This is a genomic window from Streptomyces sp. NPDC059534 (assembly GCF_042743475.1).
Lineage (GTDB): Bacteria > Actinomycetota > Actinomycetes > Streptomycetales > Streptomycetaceae > Streptomyces.
Genome location: NZ_JBHWAQ010000062.1, coordinates 1 through 25,842, shown reverse-complemented (window position 1 = coordinate 25,842; position 25,842 = coordinate 1). Strand labels below are relative to the sequence as shown.

Sequence of the window (25,842 nt, the reverse complement as noted above, 5' to 3'; positions counted from 1 at the left end):
CGTCACCCTGCGCACCGAAGCCGGAGCCATCACCGTCGGCGCCGCCCGCGGCACCTCCGCCACCCTCGACGCCTCCACCGCCCACGGCCGCATCACCAACACCCTCCAGAACGCCGACGGCACCGACGCCACCCTCACCATCCACGCCACCACCTCCTACGGCGACATCACCGCCCGCAGCCTCTGACCTCACCGGCAAGGGCTGCGGACAGTGCGCCGAGAGCGGCGGATAGCCTGCCTGACAGGAATGCCCGAACCCATCGGAAAGAGGTCGACGGTGACCAATCTGGCCCTGAATCTGGCTCGTACCGCCGCGGCGCGGCCGGACAGCACGGCGATCCAGCTGGACGACCAGGCGCTCGGCTACCGGGCACTGGACGAGCACAGCGCGCTGGTCGCGGGCTGGCTGGCCGGGCAGGGGGTCGGGCCGGGCGACCGGGTGGCGATCCTGCTGCCGAACATCCCGCACTTCGCGGTCGCCTACTACGGCGTGCTGCGGGCCGGGGCGGTCGCGGTCCCGATGAACCCGCTGCTGAAGTCCGGGGAGATCGGCTACAGCGCCGCTGACTGCGGCGCCCGGCTGATCCTGGCCTGGGGCGCCGCGATGGCCGAGGCGGGGGCCGCGGCGGCGGAGCTGGGCATCGAGTGCGTCGACGTGACGGACCCGGGCTTCGGGGCCGCGCTCGCCGCGGCCGAGCCGCTCGGGGAGGTCGTGGAGCGGACGGACGACGACCTGGCGGTACTCCTCTACACCTCCGGCACCACCGGCCGGCCCAAGGGGGCCCGGCTCACCCACGGCAACCTCGGCTCCAACACGGCGACCGTGGCGCGGGTGCTCGGGATGTCGGACTCGGACACGGTCTTCGGCGGGCTGCCGTTCTTCCATGTCTTCGGCCAGACCTGCGGTCTGAACGCGGCGGTCCTCACCGGCGCCCGGATCACGCTGCTGCCGCGCTTCGACGCCGCGAAGGCGCTGGCGATCCTCTCCCGGGACCGGGTCACGGTGATGGAGGGCGTGCCCACCATGTTCCTGGGCCTGCTCGCCGCCGCCGAGGCGGCCGGCTCCACCGGGCTGACGGGCGAGGACGGGCTGCGGCTCTGTGTCACCGGCGGCTCGGCGATGCCGGTGGAGGTGCTGTACCGCTTCGAGTCCGCCTTCGGCTGTCCGGTCGTCGAGGGGTACGGCCTGTCCGAGACCGCCCCGGTGGTCACCTTCGGTTCGCTCGACGGCCCCCGCAAGCCGGGGTCGATCGGCACCCCGATCGAGGGGGTGTCGGTCCGGCTGGTCGACGACGAGGGCAAGGAGGTCGCGGAGGGCGACGTCGGCGAGATCGCCGTGCGGGGCCCGAACGTCATGTCGGGTTACTGGAACCGTCCCGAGGCCGACGCGGCCGCGTTCACCGACGGCTGGTTCCGCACCGGCGACCTCGCCCGGCGCGACGAGGACGGCTTCTACTTCATCGTGGACCGCAAGAAGGACCTGGTGATCCGCGGCGGGTACAACGTCTACCCGCGCGAGATCGAGGAGGTCTTCTACGAGCACCCGGCCGTCGCCGAGGCCGCCGTGGTGGGCGTCCCGCACGAGGTGCACGGCGAGGAGGTCGCGGCCGTCGTCACCCTGAAGCCGGGTGCGGAGGTCACGGCGGACGAGCTGCGCGCGTTCGTGAAGGCCCGGGTGGCCCCGTACAAGTACCCGCGGATCGTGCAGCTGGTGCCGGGGCTGCCCAAGGGTCCCACGGGCAAGATCCTGAAGCGGGAGATCACGATCGAGGGCTGAGAGGGTCCGGGAAGGGCCGGGCGGGGCTCATCGGACCGGGTCTGAGCGGACGCCCGGTCGGACCGGGGGCCGAGCGGACCCGGACGGCTGGACGTGCCCCGGCGGTTGACGGCGGGCGGCCGGCCGTCCGCCCGCCTCCCACCAGGAGCCGTGTGCCGTCGGGACGGCTCCTGCGGGTGGGGAGGCTTCCGACCCGGGGGTCAGGAGGCGCGGGCGAGGCGGTTGGCGGCGAACTCCTCGGGGGACCAGGAGACGGACCAGACGTCCAGGGTCGGGTCCCCGGAGAGGATGGCCGTCTGGAGGCCCTGGAGACGGGGGCAGGGCTCGACGCCCAGCTCGTGGTTGAGCACGGACCGGAGGCGGTGGAACGCCTCCAGGGAGCGCCCGACACGGCCCGCCCGGTAGAGGGCGATCATCAGGTAGGCGCAGAGGTTCTCGTTCATGGGGTTCCGGGCGACGACCCGGGTCAGCTCGCCGAGCAGGTCGGCGTGGCGGCCGAGGGCGAGGTCGGACTCGATGCGCCGTTCGAGGGCGCCGAGCCGGCTCTCCTCCAGGGACACCGCCTCGATCTCCAGGACGCTGCCCTTGCGGACGTCGACGAGGGCGGGCCCCCGCCACAACTGCAGCGCCTGGCGCAGCTCTTCCGAGGCGCGGCGGTGGTCGCCCGCCTCGGAGGCGTTGCGGCCGGCGCGGACGTGGCGCTCGAAGACCTCGACGTCCGTCGTACAGGCGCCGTCCTCCAGGAGGTAGCCGCTGTGGCAGGTGCCGAGTATCTGGCGCACGCCGGGCCGGCCGGAGTCGGCGGCCGCCAGCGCGTTGCGGAGCTGGAGGACGTACGTCTGCAGGGTGGTGGCGTGGCTGCGCGGGGGGCGGTCTCCCCACAGTTCCTCGATGAGCGCCGGTACGGTCACGACCCGGCCGGCGTTCAGGGCGAGGAGCGCCAGCACCTGCCGCTGCTTGGGTGCGCTCGCCGTCACGGGCGTCCGGTCGAGATGCAGGGACAGCGAGCCGAGCAGTCCGATGCTCAGCGGTCCGGGCTGCTGACCGGCGTTGACGGGGTCGAACCTTGTAGGACCTTCGGACATTGCGTTCCTCCAGGCATCGCACCTATCGATCTCGGTATCCAGCATGCCCAGGGCACCGGGAGTTGCCCACTGAGCTGCACATCTCTCCCGTATGAAGAATTCACATGGGGAACGTGAATCGGCGCATGGCGGCCCTCGCCGGGGTCGCTGTTGACTTCGGGCACCGCAGCGACGAATCGGCTGCGGCAGGCGGAAGAGAGAGGCGACGTCATGCAGACCACTCCCGGCTTCGACGACCTGATCATCGAGAACCTCGACGGCTCCCCGTCCGACGGGGAGAACCCGTGCCCGTGGTGTTACACCACGCCCGTCGACGCGGCGCGATAGAGCGGCGCACCGTGCGCGCTGACGAACGGATAGGTTTCCGGCGCCACTTCCGGGCCGAGATCGTCCCGGGTGAGGCGGTCTACCTCGTCTCCCCGCGAGGCACGACGGCCCTCTCGGGCGCCGCGATACAGAAGATGGCCCCGCTGCTGGACGGCTCGCTGACCCTGCACGAGCTGCGCGCGGCCGTGGACATCCCCGCCGAGCAGCTGGACGGCATGCTCGGCCGGCTCGCCTCCGCGGGTCTCGTCGGATTCCACGCGGACCGCCCGCAGGACGCGGCGGCCGGGGCGTACTGGGACCTCGCCGGAGTGGGCGACCCGGTGGAGGCCGAGGTGAGCGTCGTCGCGATCGGCGGCGCCGACGCGGAGGCCGCCGAGCGCGCCTGCCGTGCGGCGGGCCTGACGTGCGGCCCGGACGCGCCCTTCACGCTGGTCGTGTGCGACGACTACCTCGACCCGGCGCTTGCCGACTTCAACGCCGCCCGGATCGCGGACGGCCGGCCGTGGCTGCCGGCCAAGCCCTACGGGGCGCAGCTCTGCATCGGTCCGGTGTTCCAGCCGGGTTCCGGTCCCTGCTGGTCGTGTCTGGCGGTACGGCTGCGCTCCCACCGGCGCGGTGAGGGCCAGGTGCGGCGCGCGCTGGGTCTGGCGGGGCCGGTGCGGGTGCCGGAGGCATCGCTGGCGGCGACGCGGGAGCTGGGGCTGCAGACGGCGGCGCTCCAGGCGGCGAAGTGGCTCGCGGGCCTGCGTGACGAGAGTCAGAACGCGGTCTGGTCCCTGGACACGCTGACGCTGAGCGCCGGTCACCATCCCGTGGAGCGTCGTCCGCAGTGCGCGGACTGCGGTGATCCGGGGCTGGTCGCGGACCGGGCGCGGCAGCCGGTGCGGCCGGTGTCGCGGCCGAAGGGCGTCGCGGCGGGCAACGGCCACCGGGCGCTGTCGGCGGAGGAGATGTGGGCGCGGTTCGGTCATCTCGCCGATCCGCTCACGGGCATCGTGGAGCGGGTGGTGCGCGATCCGCGCAGCCCGTCGTTCCTGCACTGCTATCAGGCGGGGCCGAACCTGGCGTTCGCCGGGTCGGATCTGTCGACGTTCCGCGCCGGGCTGCGGATGCAGAGCGGCGGCAAGGGGCGCACCGATCTGGACGCGCGGGTGAGCGGGCTCTGCGAGGCGGTCGAGCGGTACAGCGCGTCGCGGTTCCGTGACGAGGCGACGGTGCTGGGGAGTTACCGTGCGCTGGCGCCCGACGCGGTGCATCCGGGCGCGTGCATGCTGTTCGACGAGCGGCAGTACCGGGAGCGGGAGCGGTGGAACGCGCCGGGGATTCCGTTCCAGTACGTGCCGGAGCCGTTCGACGAGGACGCCGAGATCGAGTGGACGCCCGTGTGGTCGCTCACCGAGGGCCGGCACCGGCTGCTGCCGACGAGCCAGTTGTACTTCGACGCCGACGGGGTCGGGTCGATCGTCGCGGACTCCAACGGGAACGCCGCGGGCGGCTCGCTGGAGGACGCGATCCTCCAGGGCTTCCTGGAACTGGTCGAGCGGGATGCCGTCGCGCTGTGGTGGTACAACCGGACGCGGCACGCCGGGGTGGATCTGGAGTCGTTCGGCGACGCGTGGATCTCCGCTCTGCCGGAACGATTCAGCGAGCTGGGGCGCACGCTCTGGGTGCTCGACCTCACCGCCGATCTGGGCATTCCGGTGATGGCCGCGGTGTCGCGCCGTGTCGACGGGCCGGCCGAGGAGATCATGCTGGGCTTCGGCGCGCACCTCGATCCGGCCGTCGCGCTGAGCCGTGCCGTCACCGAGCTGGGCCAGCTGCTGCCCGCCGTGACGGGCGGGTCGGTGTCGAAGCTGCCGCGGCACCTGCTCGACTGGCTGCACGGCGCGACCGTCGCCGAACAGCCGTATCTCGTACCGGATCCGGAGCGGCCGGCGCGGACGCCGGCGGACTTCGGCCATGTGCCGCGCGCGGACCTCCGGGACGACCTGGACGATCTCTGCGCACTGGCCCGGAAGCACGGTCTGGAGGTGTTCGTCCTCGACCAGACGCGGCCGGATCTCGGCCTTCCGGTCGTGAAGGTCGTCGTCCCCGGGCTCCGGCACTTCTGGGCGCGGTTCGCGCCGGGTCGTCTGTTCGACGTGCCGGTACGGCTCGGAAGGCTCAACTCCCCTACGGCGTACGAGGATCTGAACCCGATACCGCTGTTCCTGTAAGAGCCGGAAAAGCCCGGAAAGGAGGGTAGGGGCATCACCGCTGATGGCGGTCGGAGCCCCGCCGAAGAAGCCTGAAAAGTGAAAATTGTGCTCATGACAAGCCGTTACTTCCCGGGTATGATCACCGACGGTATTCAGGGGGGTACTCGGGCGGTCGCCTGTGCTCTCGTCCACCCTGGTCGGACTAGGAGGCGCGCGCTGATGCTCGACGCACCCCAGGGCGAGGACGACCCGGACGACGCGTGTGGCGTGCAGGCATCACGCATGGCCCTCCAGGTCACCCTGGGCACCCTCGCCGGACACACCGTCGTCACCGCGCTGGCCGTCCGTGACGAGAATCCTGGCCCCGGCCGACTGGCGTTACTCGCCGTCAGCATGGCGGCCGTTCTCGCCCTGCAGTACGCGCACTCCACCCGCCGGCCTCGCGCCTGGCCCGCCCGCACCCGTGCGCTGACCCTGTCCGCGCAGGCCGTCGTCACCTTCCTTCCCCTGATCTGGCTCGGAATGCCGTGGGGCGCCATGGCCGGACTGCTCGCCGGCTCGGTCCTCCTGACGGTGCCGGGCCGGCCCCGCTGGCCGCTGTACGCCGGCGTCGTCGCGGCCATCGTCGCCGCCGTCGTCGCACTCGCCGGGCCCGACAAGGCGGCCTACGGATTCGGCGCGACACTGCTCGCCAGCCTCATCATCTACGGGGTCAGCTCCCTCTCCGACCTGGTCGCCGAATTGCGCGACACCCGCCGCGAGTTGGCCGGCATGGCCGTCATCCAGGAACGGCTGCGGGTCGCCCACGACCTGCACGACCTGCTCGGCTACAGCCTCTCGGCGATCGCCCTGAAGAGCGAGCTCGGCTACCGGCTGCTCCCGACGGCGCCCGACCGGGCCAGGTCCGAGGTCGCCGAGGTCCTCGGCATCGCCGGCGAGGCCCTGGCCGACGTGCGGGTCGTCGCCACCGGCTACCGCGACATGTCCCTGGCCGCCGAGGCCGAGTCGGCGCTCTCGGTCCTCCGCGCCGCGCAGATCGAGGCGAAGGCCGACCTCGCCTGCGGTCCGCTGGAGCGCGAGGTCGACACCGTCCTGGCCATCGTGCTGCGCGAGGCCGTCACCAACGCGCTGCGGCACAGCAAGGCGCAGCACTGCCTGATCACCGCCACCCGCGAGGGCGGGACGGTCTCCCTGCGGATCCGCAACGACGGTGTCGGCGAGGCCAGTCCGGACACGCTCCCCGACGGCGGCAGCGGGCTGGGCAATCTGACGACCCGGCTGCGCGGTATCGGCGGCGAGCTGAGCGGCGGTCCGGCCGAGGACGGCTGGTTCGAGGTCGTCGCCCGCACCCCGGCCGTCCCCCGGCGGGAGGAGCGCCGCGCGGAGCCGGAGCCGGAGGAGCAGCGGAAGGCCGCCCGGCCCTGGGCGCCGCGGGTGGCGCGGGCCATGCTGCTCGCCGTCCTGGCCGGCTACACGCTCATCACCGTGATCAACGTGGCGGCCACGACGACGTCCGGCGCCGCCGTCCTCGCCTTCCTCGGCTGTCTCGCCGTCGTGGTGGCGGTGCAGTTGCAGCTGTCGCTGCGGCCCACGCACACCTGGCCGGGGTATGCCCGGGTGCTCGGTCTCGGAGTCCTGGCCGCCGCCACGTACGCGCCGCTGCTGTGGCTCGGCGGGCCGTGGGGGTCGATGGCCGGGTTCCTTGCCGGATCGTTCCTCTTCACCGTGGGCGGGAAGCTCCGGTGGGTGCTGTACACGGCCTCGGTCGCCGTCGTGGTCCCGGTGGGGGTGGCCGCGGGCGACTCGCTGTACGAGATCGTCTACGAGACCGACTCGTCGCTGATGGCGGGTCTCGCCGTCTACGCGTTCACCGCGCTGTACCGGCTGGTCACCGAACTGCACGAGGCCAGGGGCGCGCTGGTGCGGATGGCGGTGGCCCGCGAACGCCTGATCGTGGAACGCGAGTTGCACCAGGTGCTGGGGTCGAGCCTCTCCGAGGTCACGATGAAGTGCGCACTCATCCACCGGCTGCTGCCCCGGTCGCCCGGGCCCGCCCAGGAGGAGCTGACGACGGTGCTCGACATCTCGCGTCAGGCGCTCGCGGACGTCCGGCTGGTGGCCCGCGGATACCGCGGACTGTCATCGGATCACGAGCCGCAGTACTCGATCGCGCATTCGGGCGCCCCGAACTGACGGTTCACGGGTAGTTTAAGGCGCATTGCATACCTTCAAGGAAGGTAAAAGGGGGATAAGTGGAGAATCGGGTGATCAGAATTCTCCTTGCCGAGGACATGCACATGGTGCGAGGAGCGCTGGTCGCGCTGCTCGAACTGGAGCCCGACCTGGAGGTCGTCGGCGTGGTGGACCGGGGCGATCTGATCGTCCCGACCGCGCTGGAGTGCCGCCCGGACGTGGCCGTCATGGACGTAGACCTTCCGAACATGGACGGTCTCACGGCTGCGGAGACACTGCACGACCTGCTTCCGGACTGCCGCACGCTCATCATGACGGGACTCGGACGTCCGGGTCTGCTGCGCCGGGCGATGGCCGCGCGCGTCTCGGGATTCCTGCTCAAGGACTCCCCGGCCGAAGGGCTCGCACAGGCGGTCAGGGAGGTGGCCGCGGGCCGCAGGGTGATCAATCCACAGATCGCCATGAGCGCGTGGGACATCGGCGAGAACCCCCTGTCCGAACGCGAGACGGAGGTCCTCGGCATGGCCGCGCAGGGCGACGAACCCAGTGAGATCGCGGCGAAGCTCCATCTGTCGATCGGCACGGTACGCAACTACCTGACGACCACCGTCATGAAGCTGAACGCACGCAACCGGCTCGACGCCGTACGCATCGCCACCGAGGCCGGCTGGCTGTCCTGAGGGGGGCGGGCCGCCACCCGCGACCGGTCCTCGACCGGTGATCCAGCGGCGCGCTCGAAGATGCCGACATAAGGCGAGGTGAGAGCACCTCCGGTCGGCATGAGGAGTGCGAGATGCGCAAGGTCGTTTCCCGGGACGGCACGACGATCGCTTACGAGAAGGCGGGCGAAGGCCCGCCGATCGTGCTTCTCAACGGGTCGTTCCGCGACCACACGATCTTCGACGCCCTCGTGCCCGAACTGACGCCCCACTGCACGACGTACGTCTACGACCGACGGGGACGCGGCCAGAGCGGCGACGCCCCCGAGTACGCCGTCGAGCGGGAGATAGAGGACCTGCTGGCGGTGATCGAGGCCGCCGGCGGCGAGGCGGTGCTCTTCGCCGGCTCCTCCGGCGCGAACCTGGCGATCGAGGCGGCGCTCGCCGGTGCCCCGATCACCAAGCTCGCCCTGCACGAGCCGTTCTTCCGGGTCGGCGGATTCCCCAAGCCGGTCTGGAACTTCGCGAAGACGCTCCGGGTCCTCCTCGCCGAGGACCGGCGCGACGAGGCGGTCGAGCACTTCCTCGGCGGCTTCCTCGGCTTCACCCCCGACACCATCGCCGAGTGGCGCAAGGGCCCGATCTGGGCGATGAACGAGGCGAACGCCCACACCCTCGCGTACGACACGCTGATCTGCGGCGACTACAGCGTCCCGGCCGACCGGCTCGCCGGCTACCGGACGGAGACCCTCGTCCTCAACAGCGACAGCACCAGCGCCTGGCTGCGCGCCGCGGCGCAGGCGACGGTGGAGGCGCTGCCCAACGGCCGGGGGCTCGAACTGCCCGGCTCCTGGCACCGGATCGACATGGACGTGCTCGGCCGGACGCTGGCCGAGTTCGCCACCGCCTGAGGGCTTCCGCGACCTTCCGGGGGCTCCCGGCGCCGTCCGCCCGTGGGCCACACGCCCGCCGGGGCCCCCGCCGCCACCTCACTTTCGGGGAGAACATCGCCGTGACCACAGCTCACGCCAGGGCCGCCGGGGACACCGCGGCCGCGGCCCGCGCGCGCGGTGCCACCGTGTGGCTGACCGGGCTGCCCAGCTCCGGCAAGACCACCCTCGCCCTCGCCCTCGCCGAGCGGCTGCGCGCCGGGGGCCACCGGGTCGAGGTGCTCGACGGTGACGAGATCCGCGAGTTCCTCTCGGCCGGCCTCGGCTTCAGCCGGCAGGACCGGCACACCAACGTCACCCGCATCGGCTTCGTGGCCCAGCTGTTGGCCTCCCACGGCGTGAAGGTGCTGGTGCCGGTCATCGCCCCGTACGCCGACTCCCGCGCCGCCGTCCGCGCCCGGCACACCGCCCGGGGCACCGAGCTCCTGGAGGTCCACGTGGCCACGCCCGTCGGGCTCTGCTCGGCGCGCGACGTCAAGGGGCTGTACGCGAGGCAGGCCGCGGGCGAGATCTCCGGCCTCACCGGAGTCGACGACCCGTACGAGGCGCCGGAGAGCCCGGAGCTGCGAATCCAGACACAGGGCCGCTCGGTGGCCGAGTCCGCCGCCGAGCTGCACACCTTCCTGACCGAGAGGGGCCTGGCATGACGACCGCGACCCGGCGTCCGACCGAGGCGTCGGAGAACCCCTTCGCGCTGTCGCACCTGGACGCCCTGGAGGCGGAGTCGGTGCACATCTTCCGTGAGGTGGCGGGCGAGTTCGAGCGGCCGGTGATCCTCTTCTCCGGCGGCAAGGACTCGATCGTCATGCTGCACCTGGCGCTGAAGGCGTTCGCGCCGGCGCCGGTGCCCTTCGCGCTGCTGCACGTCGACACCGGGCACAACTTCCCCGAGGTCATCGCCTACCGCGACCGGGTCGCCGCCCGGCACGGACTGCGCCTGCACGTGGCCTCCGTCCAGGAGTTCATCGACGCCGGCCGGCTGCGCGAGCGCCCGGACGGCACCCGCAACCCGCTGCAGACGGTGCCGCTGCTCGACGCCATCGAGTCCCACCGCTTCGACGCGGTCTTCGGCGGCGGCCGCCGCGACGAGGAGAAGGCCCGCGCCAAGGAGCGGGTCTTCTCGCTGCGCGACGAGTTCGGCGCCTGGGACCCGCGCCGCCAGCGCCCCGAACTGTGGTCGCTCTACAACGGCCGGCACTCGCCCGGCGAGCACGTGCGCGTCTTCCCGCTCTCCAACTGGACCGAGCTGGACGTCTGGCAGTACGTCGAGCGGGAGGGCATCGAACTGCCGGAGATCTACTACGCGCACGAGCGCGAGGTCTTCGCCCGCGACGGGATGTGGCTGACGGCCGGCGCGTGGGGCGGGCCCAAGGAGACCGAGAGGGTCGAGAAGCGGCTGGTCCGCTACCGCACGGTCGGCGACATGTCCTGCACCGGCGCCGTCGACTCCGACGCCGCCACCGACGCGGACATCATCACCGAGATCGCCGCCAGCCGCCTCACCGAGCGCGGCGCCACCCGGGCCGACGACAAGCTCTCCGAGGCCGCCATGGAAGACCGCAAGCGCGAGGGGTACTTCTAGCCGTGACCACCACGTCCGTGACCACCCAGGAGGCCCCCGCCGCCTCGCTGCTGCGTTTCGCCACCGCCGGTTCCGTCGACGACGGCAAGTCCACCCTGGTGGGCCGGCTCCTGCACGACTCCAAGTCCGTCCTCGCCGACCAGCTGGAGGCCGTCGAACACGCCTCCCGCAAGCGCGGCCAGGAGGCGCCCGACCTGGCGCTGCTCACCGACGGCCTGCGGGCCGAACGCGAGCAGGGCATCACCATCGACGTGGCCTACCGCTACTTCGCCACCGCCCGCCGCCGGTTCATCCTCGCCGACACCCCCGGGCACGTGCAGTACACCCGCAACATGGTCACCGGCGCCTCCACGGCCGAACTGGCCGTCGTCCTCGTCGACGCCCGCAACGGCGTCGTCGAACAGACCCGCCGCCACGCCGCCGTCGCCGCCCTCCTGCGCGTCCCGCACGTCGTCCTCGCCGTCAACAAGATGGACCTCGTCGACTACGCCGAGCCCGTCTTCGCCGCCATCGCCGAGGAGTTCACCGCCTACGCCTCCGAGCTGGGCGTCCGGGACGTGGTGGCGATCCCGCTCTCCGCGCTCGCCGGCGACAACGTCGTGGAACCCTCCGCCCACATGGACTGGTACGGCGGCCCGACCCTCCTGGAACACCTGGAGACCGTCCCCGTCGGCGGCGACCCGAGCGAGGAGCCCGCCCGCTTCCCCGTCCAGTACGTGATCCGCCCGCAGAGCGCCGAACACCCCGACTACCGGGGCTACGCCGGCCAGCTGGCCTCCGGGGTGCTGCGGGTCGGCGACCCGGTCACCGTCCTGCCCTCCGGGCGCACCACCACCGTCGCGGGCCTCGACGCCCTCGGCAAGGAGGCGGACACCGCCTGGGCGCCCCAGTCGGTCACCGTCCGGCTCGCCGACGACATCGACATATCCCGCGGCGACCTCATAGCCGCCGGCGGACGGGCCCCGGTGCCCACCAAGGACATCGAGGCCAGCGTCTGCCACCTCGACGAACGCCCGCTGCACATCGGCGCCAAGGTGCTGCTCAAGCACACCACCCGTACCGTGCGCGCGCTGGTCAAGGACATCTCGTACCGGATCGACATCGGCACCCTCGAACAGCGCTCCGGCGCCGACGGGCTGAAGGGCAACGACATCGGCCGCGTGGTGCTGCGCACCGCCGAGCCGCTGGTGCTCGACAGCTACACCGACAACCGCCGCACGGGCTCCTTCCTGCTGATCGACCCGGCCGACGGCACCACGCTCACCGCCGGCATGGCGGGCGAGGCGTTCGGGGCCGTCCGCGCGGCCGGGACGCCCGGCGACGGGGACCGGTACTGATGCGGGGCCCCCTCGGACGGGCGGCCGCCCGGACCGCCGTCGCGGTGCTGGCCGTCGCCGGACTGCTGTCGTCCTGCGGCTACGGCTCCCGGGCCGCCGGGCCCGGCCCGGAGGTCCGGGCCGTCGCGGCCGGAGCGGGACCGAGGCTCTCCGCCGACACCGTGCGGATCGGCTACTTCGCCAACCTCACCCACGGGACCGCCCTGGTCGGCCTGCAGACGGGCCTGTTCGCGAAGGAGCTGGGCGCGACCCGCATCCGGACCCAGGTCTTCAACGCCGGCCCGTCGGCGATCGAGGCGCTCAACGCCGGCGCGATCGACATCGCCTGGGTCGGCCCCTCCCCCGCGATCAACGGCTACACCCGGTCCGGCGGCAAGGCCCTGCGGATCGTCGGCGGTTCTGCCTCCGGCGGCGTGAAGCTGGTCGTGAACCCGGCGAGGATCGCCTCCCTCGACGACCTCCGGGGCAGGCGGATCGCCACCCCGCAGCTCGGCAACACCCAGGACGTCGCCCTGCTGCACTATCTGGCGGGCCGCGGCCTGCGGGTGGACCCCGCCTCCGGCGCGGGGGACGTCGGCGTCGTCCGTACGGACAACAAGGTGACCCCGAACGCCTACGCCTCCGGCGCGATCGACGGCGCCTGGGTGCCCGAGCCGACCGCCTCCCGGCTGGTCGCGCTCGGCGCGAAGGTGCTGCTCGACGAGCGGTCGCTGTGGCCGGACGGCAGGTTCGTGATCACGAACATCGTCGTCTCGCAAAAGTTCCTGGCCGCGCACCCGGACGTCGTCGAGGCCGTGCTGCGCGGCTCGGTGGCGGCCAACGCGTACATCGCGGCCCACCGGGAGCGGGCGAAGGCCGACGCCGACGCCCGGATCGAGCGGGACACCGGCAAGGCGCTGGACCCCGCCGTCCTCGACCCGGCCTGGCGGAGCATCGACTTCCTCGACGACCCGCTGGCCGGCACGCTGCGGGCCCAGGCCGACCACGCGGTCACCGCGGGCCTGATCGAGAAGCCCGACCTCGCCGGGATCTACGACCTCACCCTGCTCGACAGGGTGCTGAAGGCGGCGGGGCGGCCCGCCGTGCCGGACGCCGGACTCGGCGCCCACTAGCGCTCCCGTACCCCGACCATCCCGCAGGAGGTGTCCGGCATGACCACGGCACTGACCACCCCGCAGAACGCCCCGGAGGACGCTCCGAAGGGGACGCAGCAGGGCGCCCCGGAGGCGACCCCGCCGGCCGCCCCCGAGGCCGGAGTCCGGGCGGGCGCCCAGGCGCCGGGCGGGCGGCCCGCCGTCCGGCTCGCCCGTGTCTCCAAGTCCTTCGGCCGCCCCGGCGCCGCCGCTCCCGTGCTCGACGACATCAGTCTGGACGTCGCCCCGGGCGAGTTCGTCACCCTGGTCGGCGCCTCCGGCTGCGGCAAGTCCACCCTGCTCAACCTGGTGGCCGGCCTCGACGAGCCGAGCTCCGGGACCATCGAGGTGGCCGGCGCCCGCCCGGCGCTGATGTTCCAGGACCACGCGCTGTTCCCGTGGCTGACCGCGGGCGGCAACATCGAACTGGCCCTGCGCCTGGCGGGCGTCCCGCGCGGGGAGCGCCGGGCCGAGGCCGAGCGGCTCCTCGAACTCGTCCGCCTCGGCGGCGCGCACGCCAAGCGGGTGCACGAGCTGTCCGGCGGGATGCGCCAGCGCGTGGCCCTGGCCCGGTCGCTCGCCCAGGGGGGCGGGGTCCTGCTGATGGACGAGCCGTTCGCCGCGCTCGACGCCATCACCCGGGACGTGCTGCACGACGAGATCACCCGGATCTGGCGGGAGCGCCGGCTGACCGTCCTGTTCGTCACCCACAACGTGCGCGAGGCCGTCCGGCTCGCCCAGCGCGTCGTCCTGCTCTCCTCCCGGCCCGGCCGGATCGCGCGGGAGTGGCGGATCGACCTGCCGCCGGCGCTGCGCGCCGACTCGGCCAGGGCGGCCGAGCTGACCACCGACATCACCGAGCACCTCCGTGGGGAGATCCGCCGCCATGTCCCGCAGTGACACCCTCCTCACCCCGCCCCCGGTGGACGACTCCGCCGGTGTCGGGGCCGGCCTCGACGCGCTGGAGACCGTGCGGGCGCCGCGCACCGCGCCCGGCCGGGTACTGCGGGAGAAGGTGCTGCCGCCGGTGCTGGGCGCCCTGCTGGTGCTGGGCGCCTGGCAGCTCGCGTACAGCCTGCGTCTGACCACCCCCGACAAGCTGCCGAGCCCGGCGGCCGTCTGGGCCGCGCTGACCGATCTCTGGTACCGGGGCACGCTGTTCTCGATCATCTGGACCAGCGTCTGGCGCGGTCTGTCGGGCTTCCTCGCGGCCGTCGCGATCGGGACGCCGATCGGTCTGCTCGTCGCCCGGGTGAAGCCGGTGCGGGCCGCCTTCGGCCCGGTGCTCTCCGGTCTCCAGTCGCTGCCGTCGGTGGCCTGGGTGCCGGCCGCCGTCATCTGGCTGGGCATCGACGACTCCGCGATGTACGCGGTGATCCTGCTGGGCGCCGTGCCGTCGATCGCCAACGGGCTGATCGCCGGTGTCGACCAGGTGCCGCCGCTGTTCCTGCGGGCCGGCCGGACGCTGGGCGCGACCGGACTGCGGGGCGCCCGGCACGTACTGCTGCCCGCCGCCCTGCCCGGCTATCTGGCGGGGCTCAAGCAGGGCTGGGCGTTCTCCTGGCGTTCGCTGATGGCGGCCGAGCTGATCGCGTCCTCGCCGGACCTGGGGCTCGGGCTGGGCCGCTACCTGGAGAACCAGCGGGAGTTCTCCGACATGGCCGGCGTGCTGCTCGGCATCCTGCTGATCTTCGTCGTCGGGGTCGCCGTGGACCTGCTGGTCTTCGCCCCCGTCGAGCGCAGGGTGCTGCGCGCCCGGGGGCTGCTCGTCGCCGCGCAGTAATTCCTGTGTTTCAGTCGAAAAGGGGCGGTTCCTTCGGGGAACCGCCCCTTTCGCGTCTCTCCGTCGCGTTCTCCAGCGGAATTCGATACACCTCCGACCCCTCCTTGAGGGACATCGCACAAGGTGGCGGTGGGTGGTTCCCGGCGAATGGAGATTGACATGGGCGCGAGGCTCAGATCCGCCATGCGATCCCTATCGAAGAACTTCGGTGAGGGCCTGATGTGGATGGGTTTTGCGTGGAGCGGAATGTATCCCCCCTACGACGGGAGGGACTTCGGGATCCCGCTTGCCGACCAGCCCTGCCTGCCACCGCTGTCGGAAGAGGAGCTCGCCACATGGGCGGCACTGGTCAAGCATCTGCGATAGGCGCAGCAAATCATCGAGGAGGCGGTCGAATGCACAGCAATCTGATAGTGGCCAGAATGGATTCTCGTTCGAGTGCTGACGTGGCTCGGCTTTTCGCTGCTTTCGACGAGACCGACATGCCGCACCGCATGGGGACTCGGCGACGTCAGCTTTTCATGTACAACGGTCTGTACTTCCATCTTCAGGACTTCGACGACGACAACGGCGGCGAGCTGATCGAACAGGCGAAGAGCGATCCGCGCTTCGTCGGGATCAGCCAGGACCTGAAGCCGTTCATCGAGGCGTACGACCCGACGACCTGGCGCTCGCCCGCGGACGCCATGGCGAAGCGGTTCTACACCTGGGAGTCGGCGTGACCGGCCGGCGCGTGGTCATCACCGGTGTCGGGGTCACGGCCCCGGGCGGCATCGGGACCAAGAACTTCTGGAGCCTGCTCAGCGACGGCCGTACGGCGACCCGGGGGATCACCTTCTTCGACCCCACGCCGTTCCGTTCCCGGGTCGCCGCCGAGATCGACTTCGACCCGTACGAGCACGGGCTGACCCCGCAGGAGATCCGGCGCACCGACCGGGCCGCGCAGTTCGCGCTCGTCACGGCCCGCGAGGCGCTGGCGGACAGCGGACTGGAGCTGGGCGCGGTCGAGCCGCACCGGGTCGCCGTGGCCGTCGGCAGCGCCGTGGGCGCCACCATGGGCCTCGACGAGGAGTACCGGGTCGTCAGCGACGGCGGCCGGCTGGCCCTCGTCGACCACGAGTACGCGGTCCCCCACCTCTACAACTACTTCGTGCCGAGCTCCTTCGCCGCCGAGGTCGCCTGGGCGGTCGGCGCCGAGGGTCCCTCGACCGTGGTGTCCACCGGTTGCACCTCGGGCATCGACTCGGTCGGCTACGCCGCCGAGCTGATCCGCGACGGCTCGGCCGACGTGGTCGTCACCGGTGCCACCGACGCGCCGATCTCGCCGATCTCCGTGGCGTGCTTCGACGCGATCAAGGCGACCACCCCGCGCAACGACGACCCGGAGCACGCCTCCCGGCCCTTCGACCTGACCCGCAACGGTTTCGTCCTCGGCGAGGGCGCCGCGATGTTCGTCCTGGAGGAGCTGGAGTCCGCGCGGCGCCGCGGGGCCCACATCTACGCCGAGATCGCCGGCTACGCCAGCCGGTGCAACGCCTTCCACATGACCGGGCTGCGTCCCGACGGCCGGGAGATGGCCGAGGCCATCCGCTCGGCGCTCGACGAGGCGAAGCTCGCCCCGGAGGCCGTCGACTACATCAACGCGCACGGTTCGGGAACCAAGCAGAACGACCGTCACGAGACGAGCGCCTTCAAGCGCAGTCTCGGCGAGCACGCCTACCGCACCCCCGTGAGCTCGATCAAGTCGATGGTCGGGCACTCGCTCGGCGCGATCGGCTCGATCGAGATCGCCGCCTCCGTCCTGGCCATGGAGAACAACGTGGTACCCCCGACTGCCAACCTGCACAAGCCCGACCCCGAATGCGACCTCGACTACGTGCCGCGGACCGCGCGCGACTGGCGTACCGACGCGGTACTGACCGTCGGCAGCGGATTCGGCGGTTTCCAGAGCGCGATGGTCCTCGCCCGACCGGACAGGAACACGACGGCATGAGCACCCAGGTCGTGGTGACCGGTATCGGCATCGTCTCCCCCAACGGCTTCGGCGTGGAGGAGTACTGGGACGCCACCCGCGCGTCCAGGAGCGGCATCGGCCGCATCACGCGCTTCGATCCGGAGCAGTACCCGTCGAAGCTGGCCGGCGAGGTGGAGGGCTTCGAGGTCAAGGAGCACCTGCCGAGCCGGCTCATCCCGCAGACCGACCGGATGACCCAGCTCGCGCTGGTCGGCGCCGAGCACGCGCTGGGCGACGCCGGGGTGAGCACCGAGGAGGCCGACGAGTACGGCATGGGCGTGATGACCGCCAGCACCTCCGGCGGCTTCGAGTTCGGCCAGGGCCAGCTGCAGAACCTGTGGAGCCAGGGCAGCCAGTACGTCAGCGCGTACCAGTCGTTCGCCTGGTTCTACGCGGTGAACACCGGCCAGATCTCGATCCGGCACGGGCTGCGCGGGCCCAGCGGCGTGGTGGTCAGCGACCAGGCGGGCGGGCTCGACGCCCTCGCGCACGCGCGCCGGCTGGTCCGCAAGGGCAGCGATCTGATCCTGTCCGGCGGTGTCGACGCCGCCATCTGCCCGTGGGGGTGGGTGGCCCAGCTGACCACCGGGGAGCTGAGCACCGAAGAGCGGCCCGACCGGGCGTACCTGCCCTTCGACGCCGAGGCGTCCGGGTACGTGCCCGGCGAGGGCGGCGCCCTGCTGATCCTGGAGGACGCCGAGGCCGCCCGCCGGCGCGGCGCGACGCAGGTGTACGGGGAGATCCTCGGCTACGGCTCGACGTTCGACCCGGCTCCGGACAGCGGGCGGGAGCCGACGCTGCGCAAGGCGATCGAGGTCGCGCTGGCCGACGCGGGTCTGTCGGCGGGCGACATCGACGTCGTCTTCGCGGACGCGGCCGGTACGCGGGAGCTGGACCGGATCGAGGCGACGGCGATCAGCGAGGTCTTCGGTCCGCGGGCGGTCCCCGTCACGGCGCCCAAGACCATGACGGGCCGACTCGGCTCGGGGGCCGCGCCCCTGGACGTCGCGACCGCCTTCCTGGCCATGCGGGACGGGGTGATCCCGCCGACGGCGAACGTCACCCTGTCTCCCGACTACGACCTGGATCTGGTCACCGAGCCGCGGGAGGCCCCGGTGGCCACCGCGCTCGTCCTGGCGCGGGGCCGCGGCGGCTTCAACTCCGCAGTCGTCGTGCGTTCCGTCGACTGGAACTGACCGAAAGAGCCGAAAGAGAAGGAGACCAGGGTGAGCACCACCGGGTCGGCCACCGCTCATCTCCCCGTCCAGAAACGCCGCATCCTCGGGCTGTTCCGCCCGTATCGGAGGAGCCTGCTGTTCGTCGCGTCGCTGGTCGTGGGATCGTCCCTGGTCTCCCTCGTCAACCCGTTCCTGATCCGCGAGATCATGGACGTGGCACTGCCGCAGGGCCGGACCGGGCTGCTGTCCGTACTCGCGCTCGGCATGATCGTCGTGTCGATCGCCACCAGTACGTTCAACGTCTGGCAGACACATGTGTCCGCCAAGATCGGCCAGCTCGTCATGCACGATCTGCGCACCGGCGTGTACGCGCATCTCCAGCGCATGTCGCTGGCCTTCTTCACCCGGACCCGTACCGGCGAGGTCCAGTCCCGCATCGCGCACGACATCGGCGGGATGCAGGTCACCGTGACGACCACGGCCACGGCGCTGGTGTCGGACGTGACCATCGTGATCGCCACGACCACCGCCATGGCGCTGCTCGACTGGCGGCTGACGATCGCGTCGCTGGTCATCCTGCCGGCGTTCGTGTGGGTGAGCCGGCACGTCGGTGACGAGCGACGGGTCATCACCCGGGACCGTCAGCGGCAGTTCGCCGACCTGTCGTCGATCGTGCAGGAGTCGCTGTCGGTCAGCGGGATCATGCTCGGTCACACCATGGGCCGTTCGCGGTCGCTGACCGACAACTTCGCCCGGCAGTCCCGCAAGCTCACCGAGATCGAGGTCCGGGCGAGCACGGCGGGCCTCTGGTACCAGTCGACGATCTGGGTCGTCATGGCGTCCATGCCCGCGGTGATCTATTGGGTGGCGGGGCTGACCGGGAGCGGTGGCCACATGGCCATCTCGATCGGCGCGCTGGTCGCCTTCACCACGCTCCAGCAGGCCCTGTTCCGGCCGGCGCAGCGGCTGCTGACCATCGGGATCGACCTGCAGAGTTCGCTGGAGCTGTTCGGCCGCATCTTCGAGTACCTGGACCTGCCGGTCGACGTCGCCGAGCCGGAGCGGCCGGTCGAGCCGACGGAGCTGCGGGGCGAGGTGCGGATGCGGGGCATCGGCTTCTCGTACGCGTCGGCGGAGCGGCCGACGCTCGACGGGGTGGACGTGACCGTCCCCGCGGGACGCAGCCTCGCGATCGTCGGGGAGACCGGCTCGGGCAAGACCACGCTCAGCTATCTCATCCCCCGGCTGTACGACCCGACGTCGGGCACGGTCACGATCGACGGGATCGACGTGCGCGACCTGTCGTTCGCGACGCTCGCCGCCACGGTCGGGGTCGTCTCCCAGGAGACGTACCTGTTCCACGCGACAGTGGCCGACAACCTTCGGTTCGCGAAGCCGGGGGCGACCGACGAGGAGCTGGTCGCGGCGGCGCGGATCGCGCAGATCCACGACTATCTGATGTCGCTGCCGGACGGTTACGACACGGTGGTCGGCGAGCGCGGCTACCGGTTCTCGGGCGGGGAGAAGCAGCGGCTGGCGATCGCCCGCGCCATCCTGCGCGACCCTCCGATCCTGGTGCTCGACGAGGCGACCAGTGCCCTGGACACCCAGACGGAGCAGGCAGTTCAGGGGGCGATCGACGCGGCGAGCGCCGGCCGCACCACCATCACGGTCGCGCACCGGCTCTCGACCATCCGCGACGCGGACGAGATCGTCGTGCTCGACCGGGGGCGGGTCGCCGAGCGCGGCACCCACGACGAACTGCTCGCCCTCGGCGGCCACTACGCGATGCTCGTCAACCGGGACACCGAGATGGCGGTGGCGCTGCGGTAGGGCCTTCCCCAAACACAAGCGGAACAGGATTGGCCGGAAAGTTGCAGCCGAACTCGAGCACGACGTGAGCGGACGTTCCTAGCTTCCCCGCATGGAACCGACACATCCCGAAACAATCGACCTTCCCGGACCGAACCGGCGTACGGTGCTCCGCTACGGCTCCGTCGCCGGCCTGGCCGCGATGGTCGCCGCGGTCCCCGGCTTCACCAGGCCGGGGGCCGCGGCCGTAGCCGCCCCCGGCGGGCCCGAGGCGTCGGCGGCCGGTCTGATGCTGACGAAGTTCAAGGACCCGCTGCGGATACCGCCGGTGCTCCGTCCCCGCGAGCGCGGAGACCACGACGAGCTGACCGTGCGCATGCGCACCGCCGACGTCACCGTGCACTCCGAGCTCCCGCCGGTGCCGATGTGGACCTACGAGGGCTCCTACCCGGGCCCCACGATCGAGACGGTCAGCGGCCGGCCGCTGCGGGTCGCCTGGGAGAACCACCTGACCGGCGACATACCCGTGAGCGCCGTCGACTTCGGCCAGGCCAAGGGACCGATGCCCGACCCGCTCTCCAACTACCCCGGCGCGGAGAACTGCCAGGAGGTCGCCGGGGTGGCGTCGATGCCGCCGTGGGGCGCCGCGCACCTGCACGGCATGCTGACCGGCGGCGGCAACGACGGCTGGATGGAGAACCTGATCGGCCCCGGCGACGTCCAGCTGTCGGCGTATCCGAATGCCCAGGCCGCGACGACGCTCTGGTACCACGACCACACCCACCACCTCAGCCGCTTCAGCGTGTACGCCGGGCTCGCGGGCATGTTCGTCTCGCGCAACGCCGAGGAGCGGGCGATCGGCCTGCCCAAGGGCGCGCACGACGTGCCGCTGATCCTCGCCGACCGCAACTTCGCGACGGACGCCTCGGGCGCGCTCACCGGCCGGCTGCTCCACAAGGTGGAGATGGTCGGCGCGCAGCGGCTGATGCGCCCGCACGCGGCGCCGTACACCCTGGTCAACGGGGTGGTCTGGCCCTACCTGGAGGTCGATCCTCGCTGGTACCGGTTCCGGATCGTCAACACCGCGAACTCCCGGATCTACCGGCTGATGCTCCTCGCGGACGGCGTGCCGGTGCCGGGCGCGCTCCAGGTCATCGGGACCGACCACGGCCTGATCGACCGGCCGATCGCGGTCGACGGGGCGCTCAACCTCTCCCCCGGCGAACGCGTCGACGTGCTGGTCGACTTCAGCGCGTTCCGCGGGCGGGCGGTGAAGCTGGTCAACACCCTCCAGGGCGTCGCGCCCGGCGCCCCGGACCGGCGCAACGACCTCCTGGAGCCGGACGTCATGCAGTTCCGCGTCGCCGACCGGAAGCCGGCCAGGCGGTTCACGCTGCCCGAGGTCCTCTCCCCCACCTTCAAGCGGCTCACCCACGACGACCTCCCGCACGAGCACGGCCACCGGTGGATCGTGACGGTCGGCCCCGGCACGGGGAACATGCCGGAGCTGTGGGAGATGGAGGAGATCGACCCGGCGGGCCTCACCTTCCCGGCCGCCGGGGTCGTCCAGGTCCGGAATGCCGAGGGGACGGTGACGACGCTGCGCCGGACGTCGATGGCGTACGACGACGGCAACACGATCACCGTGGCGCACGACGGCACGGAGATCTGGAAGTACCTCAACCTCACCGCCGCCCCCCACCCCATGCACATCCATCTGGCGCACTTCCAGGTGATGTCCCGGGAGAGCTACGACATCACCGGTTTCGACCGGATCGCCCGCGGCTCGGCCCGGCCGATCGCCTTCAGGGCGGAGTCGGCCCTCGAACCGCACGAGCTCGGCGAGAAGGACGTCATCCGGGTGGGGACGGCCGGCCAGATCGTGCCGGGGCCGAACGGCACCCCGGGCGAACTGGTCACCGTGGCCGTCCGGTTCCCCGTCGTCGGCAGGGGCGTCCACCACTGCCACATGCTGGAGCACGAGCAGCACATGATGCGGCCCCTCGTGGTGACCCCGGCCGCGCACCTGCACGGCGGCGGCCACCACTGAGCCGTCGGTCCGGCGGGCGCGGGGCCCGCCGGGGACATGCCGGTGCCCGCGCCGGGGGACGGACGCGGGCACGGGCGGACGGGGACGGCTCAGGGGTTCAGGACCCAGGCCGACTGGTGGGCGGTGAAGCCGATGTGCGGGTAGTACTCGGCCGCCGCGGGCGCCGACAGCAGGACGATCTTGGCCTGCGGCGCCTCCTTGCGGGTCGCGTCGATGAGCTCCCGGCCGATGCCCGAGCGCTGGTGGTCGCGGACCACGGCGATGTCGGACAGGTAGGTCACGTAGGAGAAGTCCGAGATGCTGCGGGCGATGCCCACGAGCTCGCCGTCGACGCGGCAGGTGACGACCAGGTTGGCGTTGCGCACCATGGCCGCCATGCGCTCGGTCTCCTCGATCGGCCGGCGCTCGCCGAGACCCGACTCGCGGTAGACCCGCAGAACGTCCCCGAGGTCGAGGTCGGGGCCGTTCTCCCGCTCAATGCTCCAGCTCACGAAGGTTCTCCAACCGCTTGTAGATGACGTCGTGGTGTACCAGGTAGCGCTCGGGCCCGACGGGATCGGCGTCGATTCCCTCGGTCCTGAGCAGGGTGAAGAAGTCCTCGCCGTTCGCGGCGTCCTGGATCGTCCGGTAGGTCTTCTCCCGCTCGCTGCCGCTCTCCAGGAGATCGGCGAGGACCGCGGAGCTGTAGGCGAGACCGCCTGTCTGGTCGATCGCGGACCGCATCCGGTCCGGGAACACCTGGAGGTCCCGGACGAGGTCGGCCGCCGCGGTCACCTGGTAGTGCGCGATGGTGAACGCGTCGGGCAGGACGACCCGTTCGACCGACGAGTGGGAGAGGTCCCGCTCGTGCCAGAGCGCCACGTTCTCCAGCATCGTCCCGGCGTACCCGCGCAGCAGCCGGGCGAGGCCGGAGAGCCGCTCGCTGGTCGTCGGGTTCCGCTTGTGCGGCATGGCGCTCGACCCCTGGTAGGCGGCCGTGCGGGGCTCCTCCACCTCGCGGACCTCGCTGCGGGACAGCAGCCGGACCTCGACGGCGATCTGCTCGACGCAGGCGCCGAGCGTGGCGATCGCCTGGACGAGCTGGGCGTGCCGGTCGCGGGCCACGACCTGGCTCGGCGCCGGCTCCACGCCGAGGCCGAGCGCGGCGCACACATGCTGCTCGACGAAGGGGTCGATCAGCGCGTACGTCCCGACGGAGCCGGAGATCGTGCCCACCGCGACCTGCTCCCGCGCGTCCACGAGGCGCCGGATCGACCGGTCGACCGCGAAGGCGAAGCCGGCGAGCTTGTGGCCGAAGGTGGTGGGTTCGGCGTGCATGCCGTGGGTGCGCCCGATGCACGCCGTGTCCCAGTGCTCGACCGCCTTGTCGACCAGCACCCCGCGCAGCCGCTCCGCCGCGCCGATCAGGAGGTCGCAGGCCCGGGCCAGGGTGTGGCCGAGGGCCGTGTCCACCAGGTCGTAGCTCGTCATCCCGAGGTGCACCCACCGGGCGGAGTCGTCCGGCAGGTCCTCGCAGAACGCGGCGAGGAAGGAGAGGATCTCGTGGTCCCGCTCCCGCTCCAGCTCCGCCACGCGCGCCGCCGCCGGCACCCGGGCCCGCCGGATGTGCTCCAGGGCGGCCTCGGGAACGCGCCCGAGCAGCGCCTGGGCCTCCGAGGCCAGCACCTCGACCTCGGCCCAGGTGGTGTAGCGGGCCTGGTCGGACCAGAGCTCCGCCATCTCGGGCAATGCATAACGGGCGATCACGACCTTCGTACCTCCTCAGGAATGGCCGCGGGCCCGCCGGAAGCGACGGCGCGGCGCACCGGATTTCAGGCGACCTTGCGGACGATCTCCACGACGCCGGAGTCCACCAGGGTCCGAATGTCGGCGTCGCCGCCGGCGAGGGCCAGATCCATGTCGTGGAGGCGCTCGACGATGGAGTGGACGACCTTTTCGGTGTGGGTCTCCTCGGTGCCCTCCCAGATCAGGTCCGGGAAAACGGTCAGATACACCTTGTCGTTGCCCTGCGTGTAGATGTTGACTTCCATGATGTCCCGGAGAGCCATTCGGGCGTTGTAGATCAGCGTGTTCATGTGGGCCACCGACTTTCTGTATCCGCTTTAAGAAGGCTTTCTCGCCTGCACGTCCTGACCATATGGTGGTCAGGACCCGGTGCGGCGGCAACAGGGTCGAGTGTTCACCGTGTTCAACTGCGCGAAATCCGCAATCGAACGCTCTCGCCTTATAGAGGCTGTTTGACAGAAAAAGCGCGCGCTGTGGAACATCGGTGCTGTTCACAAATACGTCAGGCCGCGTCTCACGAAAAGCATCCGGAGTGCCATGAAAATCCTGTTCATCACCACGGGCAGCCAGGCCACCTTCTACGCCGCCGCACCGCTGGCGACGGCCGCACGGAACGCGGGTCACCAGGTCATGCTGGCCGCCCACGAACCGTGGGTGGATACCGCGGAGGCCATCGGAATTCCCACGTTCTGCTACACGGTCGACCCGATCCGGCACTTCATGCGGATCACCAACCCCGGCAAGGGTCTGCGGTTCCCCCGCGAGCTCGGCGACGAGGAGATGTTCGGCCAGGGCCGCGGCTTCGCCCGCATGGGCCTGGCCGGCGTCGAGTCCCTCCTCGAACTGTCGAAGGACTGGACCCCCGACGTGATCGTCGGCAGCTCGCAGAGCTACGCGGCGATGCTGCTCGCCGCCCACCTCAAGGTCCCGTACGTCCGCCAGGTCGAGTACCTGGGCATCCCGCTCACCGGCATCGACCCGGGTGCGGAGGAGGAGCTCCGGCCCGAGCTGGAGCGCCTGGGCGTGGACGGGCTGCTCAAGCCCGACCTGCTCCTCGACTCGACCCCGCCGTCGCTGCGGCCGTCCCACGACCCGACGGCCCAGCCGATCCGCTGGATCCCCAGCAACCCGCAGCGCCGCCTGGAGCGCTGGATGTACACGAAGCCCGAGGGCCGTCGTCGTGTGCTCGTCACCTCGGGCTTCCGCAGCCTGATGTTCCGCGACCCGGGCTGGTCCATGCCGCTGCTCGTCAGCGAGCTGAACAAGCTGGGGGCCGAGGTGCTCATCGCGGCCTCCCCGGGTGCCGCCGAGCGCTTCGGCGGGGAGCTGGGCGACGCCCGTGTCGGCTGGATCCCGATGGACGTCGCCGCCTCCACCTGTGACCTGGCGGTCCACCACGGTGGCGCGACCACGGCCACGACGCTCATGGCCAACGGCGTGCCGCAGCTGATCATCCCCGAGAACCCCCCGGAGTTCCCCCCGAACTACCACCGGGAGTCGATCGCCAAGGCGATCACCGGCTTCGGCGCGGGCAAGACGCTGTGGCCCGTGGAGGAGCGGCCCGACCAGGCGCCCGGCGCGACGATCGCGGCCGCCTGCAAGGAGCTCCTGGAGACGCCGAGCTACACCGAGCGGACGCAGTTCCTCGCCAAGGAGATCTCCACGCTGCCGACGCCCGCCGAGATCGTGCCCAAGCTGGAGGCCCTCGCCTCCCGCTAAGCGCACCTCCCGGCACCGCGCATCGCCCCGGGACCACGGAGAACCCCTCCGACGGTCCCGGGGCGATGCGCGTGCGCGCGTACGGGACGGGACGGGCGAGGGGCGTACGGGGCCGGGGGCGGGGCGTACGGGGCGGGGCCGGGCGTGCCGGGATACGCGGAAGGGGCCGCGCGGGGGTTTGGCGGGCCGGCCGTCGCGGGGGGGCGGCGGGGGGCGGGGGGGCGCGGGGGGGGGCCCGGTGGGGGGGGGGGGGGGGGGGG

Annotated in this window: 21 protein-coding genes and 1 pseudogene; 18 read left to right on the top strand and 4 right to left on the bottom strand. The window is 71.8% G+C overall.

What is annotated here, in order from left to right; all coding sequences use genetic code 11:
* A pseudogene (locus tag ACFVZH_RS37505) lies at positions 1–187 on the top strand (hypothetical protein); the annotation flags it as partial.
* 90 nt (positions 188–277) lie between these two features.
* The gene (locus ACFVZH_RS37500) at positions 278–1,777 is read left to right on the top strand and encodes a long-chain fatty acid--CoA ligase (protein WP_384904694.1); all 1,500 of its coding nucleotides are present in this window, start codon (positions 278–280) and stop codon (positions 1,775–1,777) included.
* Between the two features lie 200 nt (positions 1,778–1,977).
* Here ACFVZH_RS37500 and ACFVZH_RS37495 read toward each other — a convergent pair whose 3' ends face one another.
* Positions 1,978–2,862, bottom strand: a complete 885-nt coding sequence (locus ACFVZH_RS37495) for a BTAD domain-containing putative transcriptional regulator (RefSeq protein ID WP_384904692.1) — start codon at positions 2,860–2,862, stop codon at positions 1,978–1,980.
* Positions 2,863–3,200: 338 nt separating this feature from the next.
* On the opposite strand from ACFVZH_RS37495, the gene ACFVZH_RS37490 reads away from it, so the two are divergent.
* From ACFVZH_RS37490 to ACFVZH_RS37420, 15 genes are all read left to right on the top strand, one after another.
* Positions 3,201–5,405: a TOMM precursor leader peptide-binding protein gene (locus ACFVZH_RS37490; protein WP_384904690.1), complete on the top strand. Its 2,205-nt coding sequence runs from the start codon at positions 3,201–3,203 to the stop codon at positions 5,403–5,405.
* 201 nt (positions 5,406–5,606) lie between these two features.
* Positions 5,607–7,580 carry a histidine kinase gene (locus ACFVZH_RS37485; RefSeq protein ID WP_384904688.1) on the top strand — a complete coding sequence of 658 codons (1,974 nt, stop codon included), beginning with the start codon at positions 5,607–5,609 and terminating at the stop codon, positions 7,578–7,580.
* A 71-nt stretch (positions 7,581–7,651) separates the two neighbouring features.
* A complete protein-coding gene (locus ACFVZH_RS37480; protein ID WP_366305793.1) occupies positions 7,652–8,260 on the top strand; it encodes a response regulator transcription factor in 609 nt (202 codons plus the stop codon).
* A gap of 113 nt (positions 8,261–8,373) precedes the next feature.
* A complete protein-coding gene (locus ACFVZH_RS37475; RefSeq protein WP_384904686.1) occupies positions 8,374–9,150 on the top strand; it encodes an alpha/beta fold hydrolase in 777 nt (258 codons plus the stop codon).
* Between the two features lie 101 nt (positions 9,151–9,251).
* Positions 9,252–9,836 (top strand): adenylyl-sulfate kinase, encoded by a 585-nt coding sequence (gene cysC, locus ACFVZH_RS37470; RefSeq protein WP_384904684.1) that lies wholly within the window; start codon positions 9,252–9,254, stop codon positions 9,834–9,836.
* Positions 9,833–10,771, top strand: coding sequence for a sulfate adenylyltransferase subunit CysD (cysD, locus tag ACFVZH_RS37465; RefSeq protein WP_384904682.1), 939 nt, complete (start codon positions 9,833–9,835; stop codon positions 10,769–10,771). The genes cysC and cysD overlap by 4 nt, the downstream gene beginning before the upstream one ends.
* A 2-nt stretch (positions 10,772–10,773) precedes the next feature.
* A complete protein-coding gene (locus ACFVZH_RS37460; RefSeq protein ID WP_384904680.1) occupies positions 10,774–12,108 on the top strand; it encodes a sulfate adenylyltransferase subunit 1 in 1,335 nt (444 codons plus the stop codon).
* Complete coding sequence (locus ACFVZH_RS37455; RefSeq protein WP_384904678.1) at positions 12,108–13,220, top strand: aliphatic sulfonate ABC transporter substrate-binding protein; 1,113 nt, start codon at positions 12,108–12,110, stop codon at positions 13,218–13,220. Before ACFVZH_RS37460 ends, ACFVZH_RS37455 begins: the two co-directional genes overlap by 1 nt.
* Positions 13,221–13,259: 39 nt before the next feature.
* Positions 13,260–14,141, top strand: a complete 882-nt coding sequence (locus tag ACFVZH_RS37450) for an ABC transporter ATP-binding protein (RefSeq protein ID WP_384904676.1) — start codon at positions 13,260–13,262, stop codon at positions 14,139–14,141.
* Positions 14,128–15,024 (top strand): ABC transporter permease, encoded by an 897-nt coding sequence (locus tag ACFVZH_RS37445; RefSeq protein ID WP_384904675.1) that lies wholly within the window; start codon positions 14,128–14,130, stop codon positions 15,022–15,024. Before ACFVZH_RS37450 ends, ACFVZH_RS37445 begins: the two co-directional genes overlap by 14 nt.
* A gap of 395 nt (positions 15,025–15,419) precedes the next feature.
* Complete coding sequence (locus tag ACFVZH_RS37440; protein ID WP_384904673.1) at positions 15,420–15,746, top strand: TcmI family type II polyketide cyclase; 327 nt, start codon at positions 15,420–15,422, stop codon at positions 15,744–15,746.
* Positions 15,743–17,017: a beta-ketoacyl-[acyl-carrier-protein] synthase family protein gene (locus tag ACFVZH_RS37435; RefSeq protein WP_384904672.1), complete on the top strand. Its 1,275-nt coding sequence runs from the start codon at positions 15,743–15,745 to the stop codon at positions 17,015–17,017. Before ACFVZH_RS37440 ends, ACFVZH_RS37435 begins: the two co-directional genes overlap by 4 nt.
* The gene (locus ACFVZH_RS37430) at positions 17,014–18,234 is read left to right on the top strand and encodes a ketosynthase chain-length factor (protein WP_384904671.1); all 1,221 of its coding nucleotides are present in this window, start codon (positions 17,014–17,016) and stop codon (positions 18,232–18,234) included. Before ACFVZH_RS37435 ends, ACFVZH_RS37430 begins: the two co-directional genes overlap by 4 nt.
* A gap of 30 nt (positions 18,235–18,264) precedes the next feature.
* A complete protein-coding gene (locus ACFVZH_RS37425; protein ID WP_384904669.1) occupies positions 18,265–20,049 on the top strand; it encodes an ABC transporter ATP-binding protein in 1,785 nt (594 codons plus the stop codon).
* Between the two features lie 91 nt (positions 20,050–20,140).
* On the top strand, positions 20,141–22,078 hold the full coding sequence (locus ACFVZH_RS37420) for a multicopper oxidase family protein (RefSeq protein WP_384904667.1): 1,938 nt from the start codon (positions 20,141–20,143) through the stop codon (positions 22,076–22,078).
* 89 nt (positions 22,079–22,167) lie between these two features.
* Here the strand turns inward: ACFVZH_RS37420 and ACFVZH_RS37415 are convergent, their stop codons facing one another.
* From ACFVZH_RS37415 to ACFVZH_RS37405, 3 genes are all read right to left on the bottom strand, one after another.
* On the bottom strand, positions 22,168–22,569 hold the full coding sequence (locus tag ACFVZH_RS37415) for a GNAT family N-acetyltransferase (RefSeq protein WP_384904665.1): 402 nt from the start codon (positions 22,567–22,569) through the stop codon (positions 22,168–22,170).
* The gene (gene purB, locus ACFVZH_RS37410; protein WP_384904663.1) at positions 22,553–23,824 is read right to left on the bottom strand and encodes an adenylosuccinate lyase; all 1,272 of its coding nucleotides are present in this window, start codon (positions 23,822–23,824) and stop codon (positions 22,553–22,555) included. The genes ACFVZH_RS37415 and purB overlap by 17 nt, the downstream gene beginning before the upstream one ends.
* A gap of 65 nt (positions 23,825–23,889) precedes the next feature.
* Positions 23,890–24,153 carry a hypothetical protein gene (locus ACFVZH_RS37405; protein WP_367828023.1) on the bottom strand — a complete coding sequence of 88 codons (264 nt, stop codon included), beginning with the start codon at positions 24,151–24,153 and terminating at the stop codon, positions 23,890–23,892.
* Positions 24,154–24,400: 247 nt separating this feature from the next.
* Here ACFVZH_RS37405 and ACFVZH_RS37400 point away from each other — a divergent pair, with 247 nt between their 5' ends.
* The gene (locus ACFVZH_RS37400) at positions 24,401–25,582 is read left to right on the top strand and encodes a glycosyltransferase (protein WP_384904661.1); all 1,182 of its coding nucleotides are present in this window, start codon (positions 24,401–24,403) and stop codon (positions 25,580–25,582) included.
* Positions 25,583–25,842 lie beyond the last annotated feature (260 nt).

Coding starts and splice junctions, on each gene's coding strand:
- ACFVZH_RS37495 (WP_384904692.1), bottom strand. CDS start 2,862: ATGTCCGAAGGTCCTACAAGGTTCGACCCCGTCAACGCCGGTCAGCAG.
- ACFVZH_RS37485 (WP_384904688.1), top strand. CDS start 5,607: ATGCTCGACGCACCCCAGGGCGAGGACGACCCGGACGACGCGTGTGGC.
- ACFVZH_RS37475 (WP_384904686.1), top strand. CDS start 8,374: ATGCGCAAGGTCGTTTCCCGGGACGGCACGACGATCGCTTACGAGAAG.
- cysD (WP_384904682.1), top strand. CDS start 9,833: ATGACGACCGCGACCCGGCGTCCGACCGAGGCGTCGGAGAACCCCTTC.
- ACFVZH_RS37455 (WP_384904678.1), top strand. CDS start 12,108: ATGCGGGGCCCCCTCGGACGGGCGGCCGCCCGGACCGCCGTCGCGGTG.
- ACFVZH_RS37450 (WP_384904676.1), top strand. CDS start 13,260: ATGACCACGGCACTGACCACCCCGCAGAACGCCCCGGAGGACGCTCCG.
- ACFVZH_RS37445 (WP_384904675.1), top strand. CDS start 14,128: ATGTCCCGCAGTGACACCCTCCTCACCCCGCCCCCGGTGGACGACTCC.
- ACFVZH_RS37440 (WP_384904673.1), top strand. CDS start 15,420: ATGCACAGCAATCTGATAGTGGCCAGAATGGATTCTCGTTCGAGTGCT.
- ACFVZH_RS37430 (WP_384904671.1), top strand. CDS start 17,014: ATGAGCACCCAGGTCGTGGTGACCGGTATCGGCATCGTCTCCCCCAAC.
- ACFVZH_RS37420 (WP_384904667.1), top strand. CDS start 20,141: ATGGAACCGACACATCCCGAAACAATCGACCTTCCCGGACCGAACCGG.
- ACFVZH_RS37405 (WP_367828023.1), bottom strand. CDS start 24,153: ATGAACACGCTGATCTACAACGCCCGAATGGCTCTCCGGGACATCATG.
- ACFVZH_RS37400 (WP_384904661.1), top strand. CDS start 24,401: ATGAAAATCCTGTTCATCACCACGGGCAGCCAGGCCACCTTCTACGCC.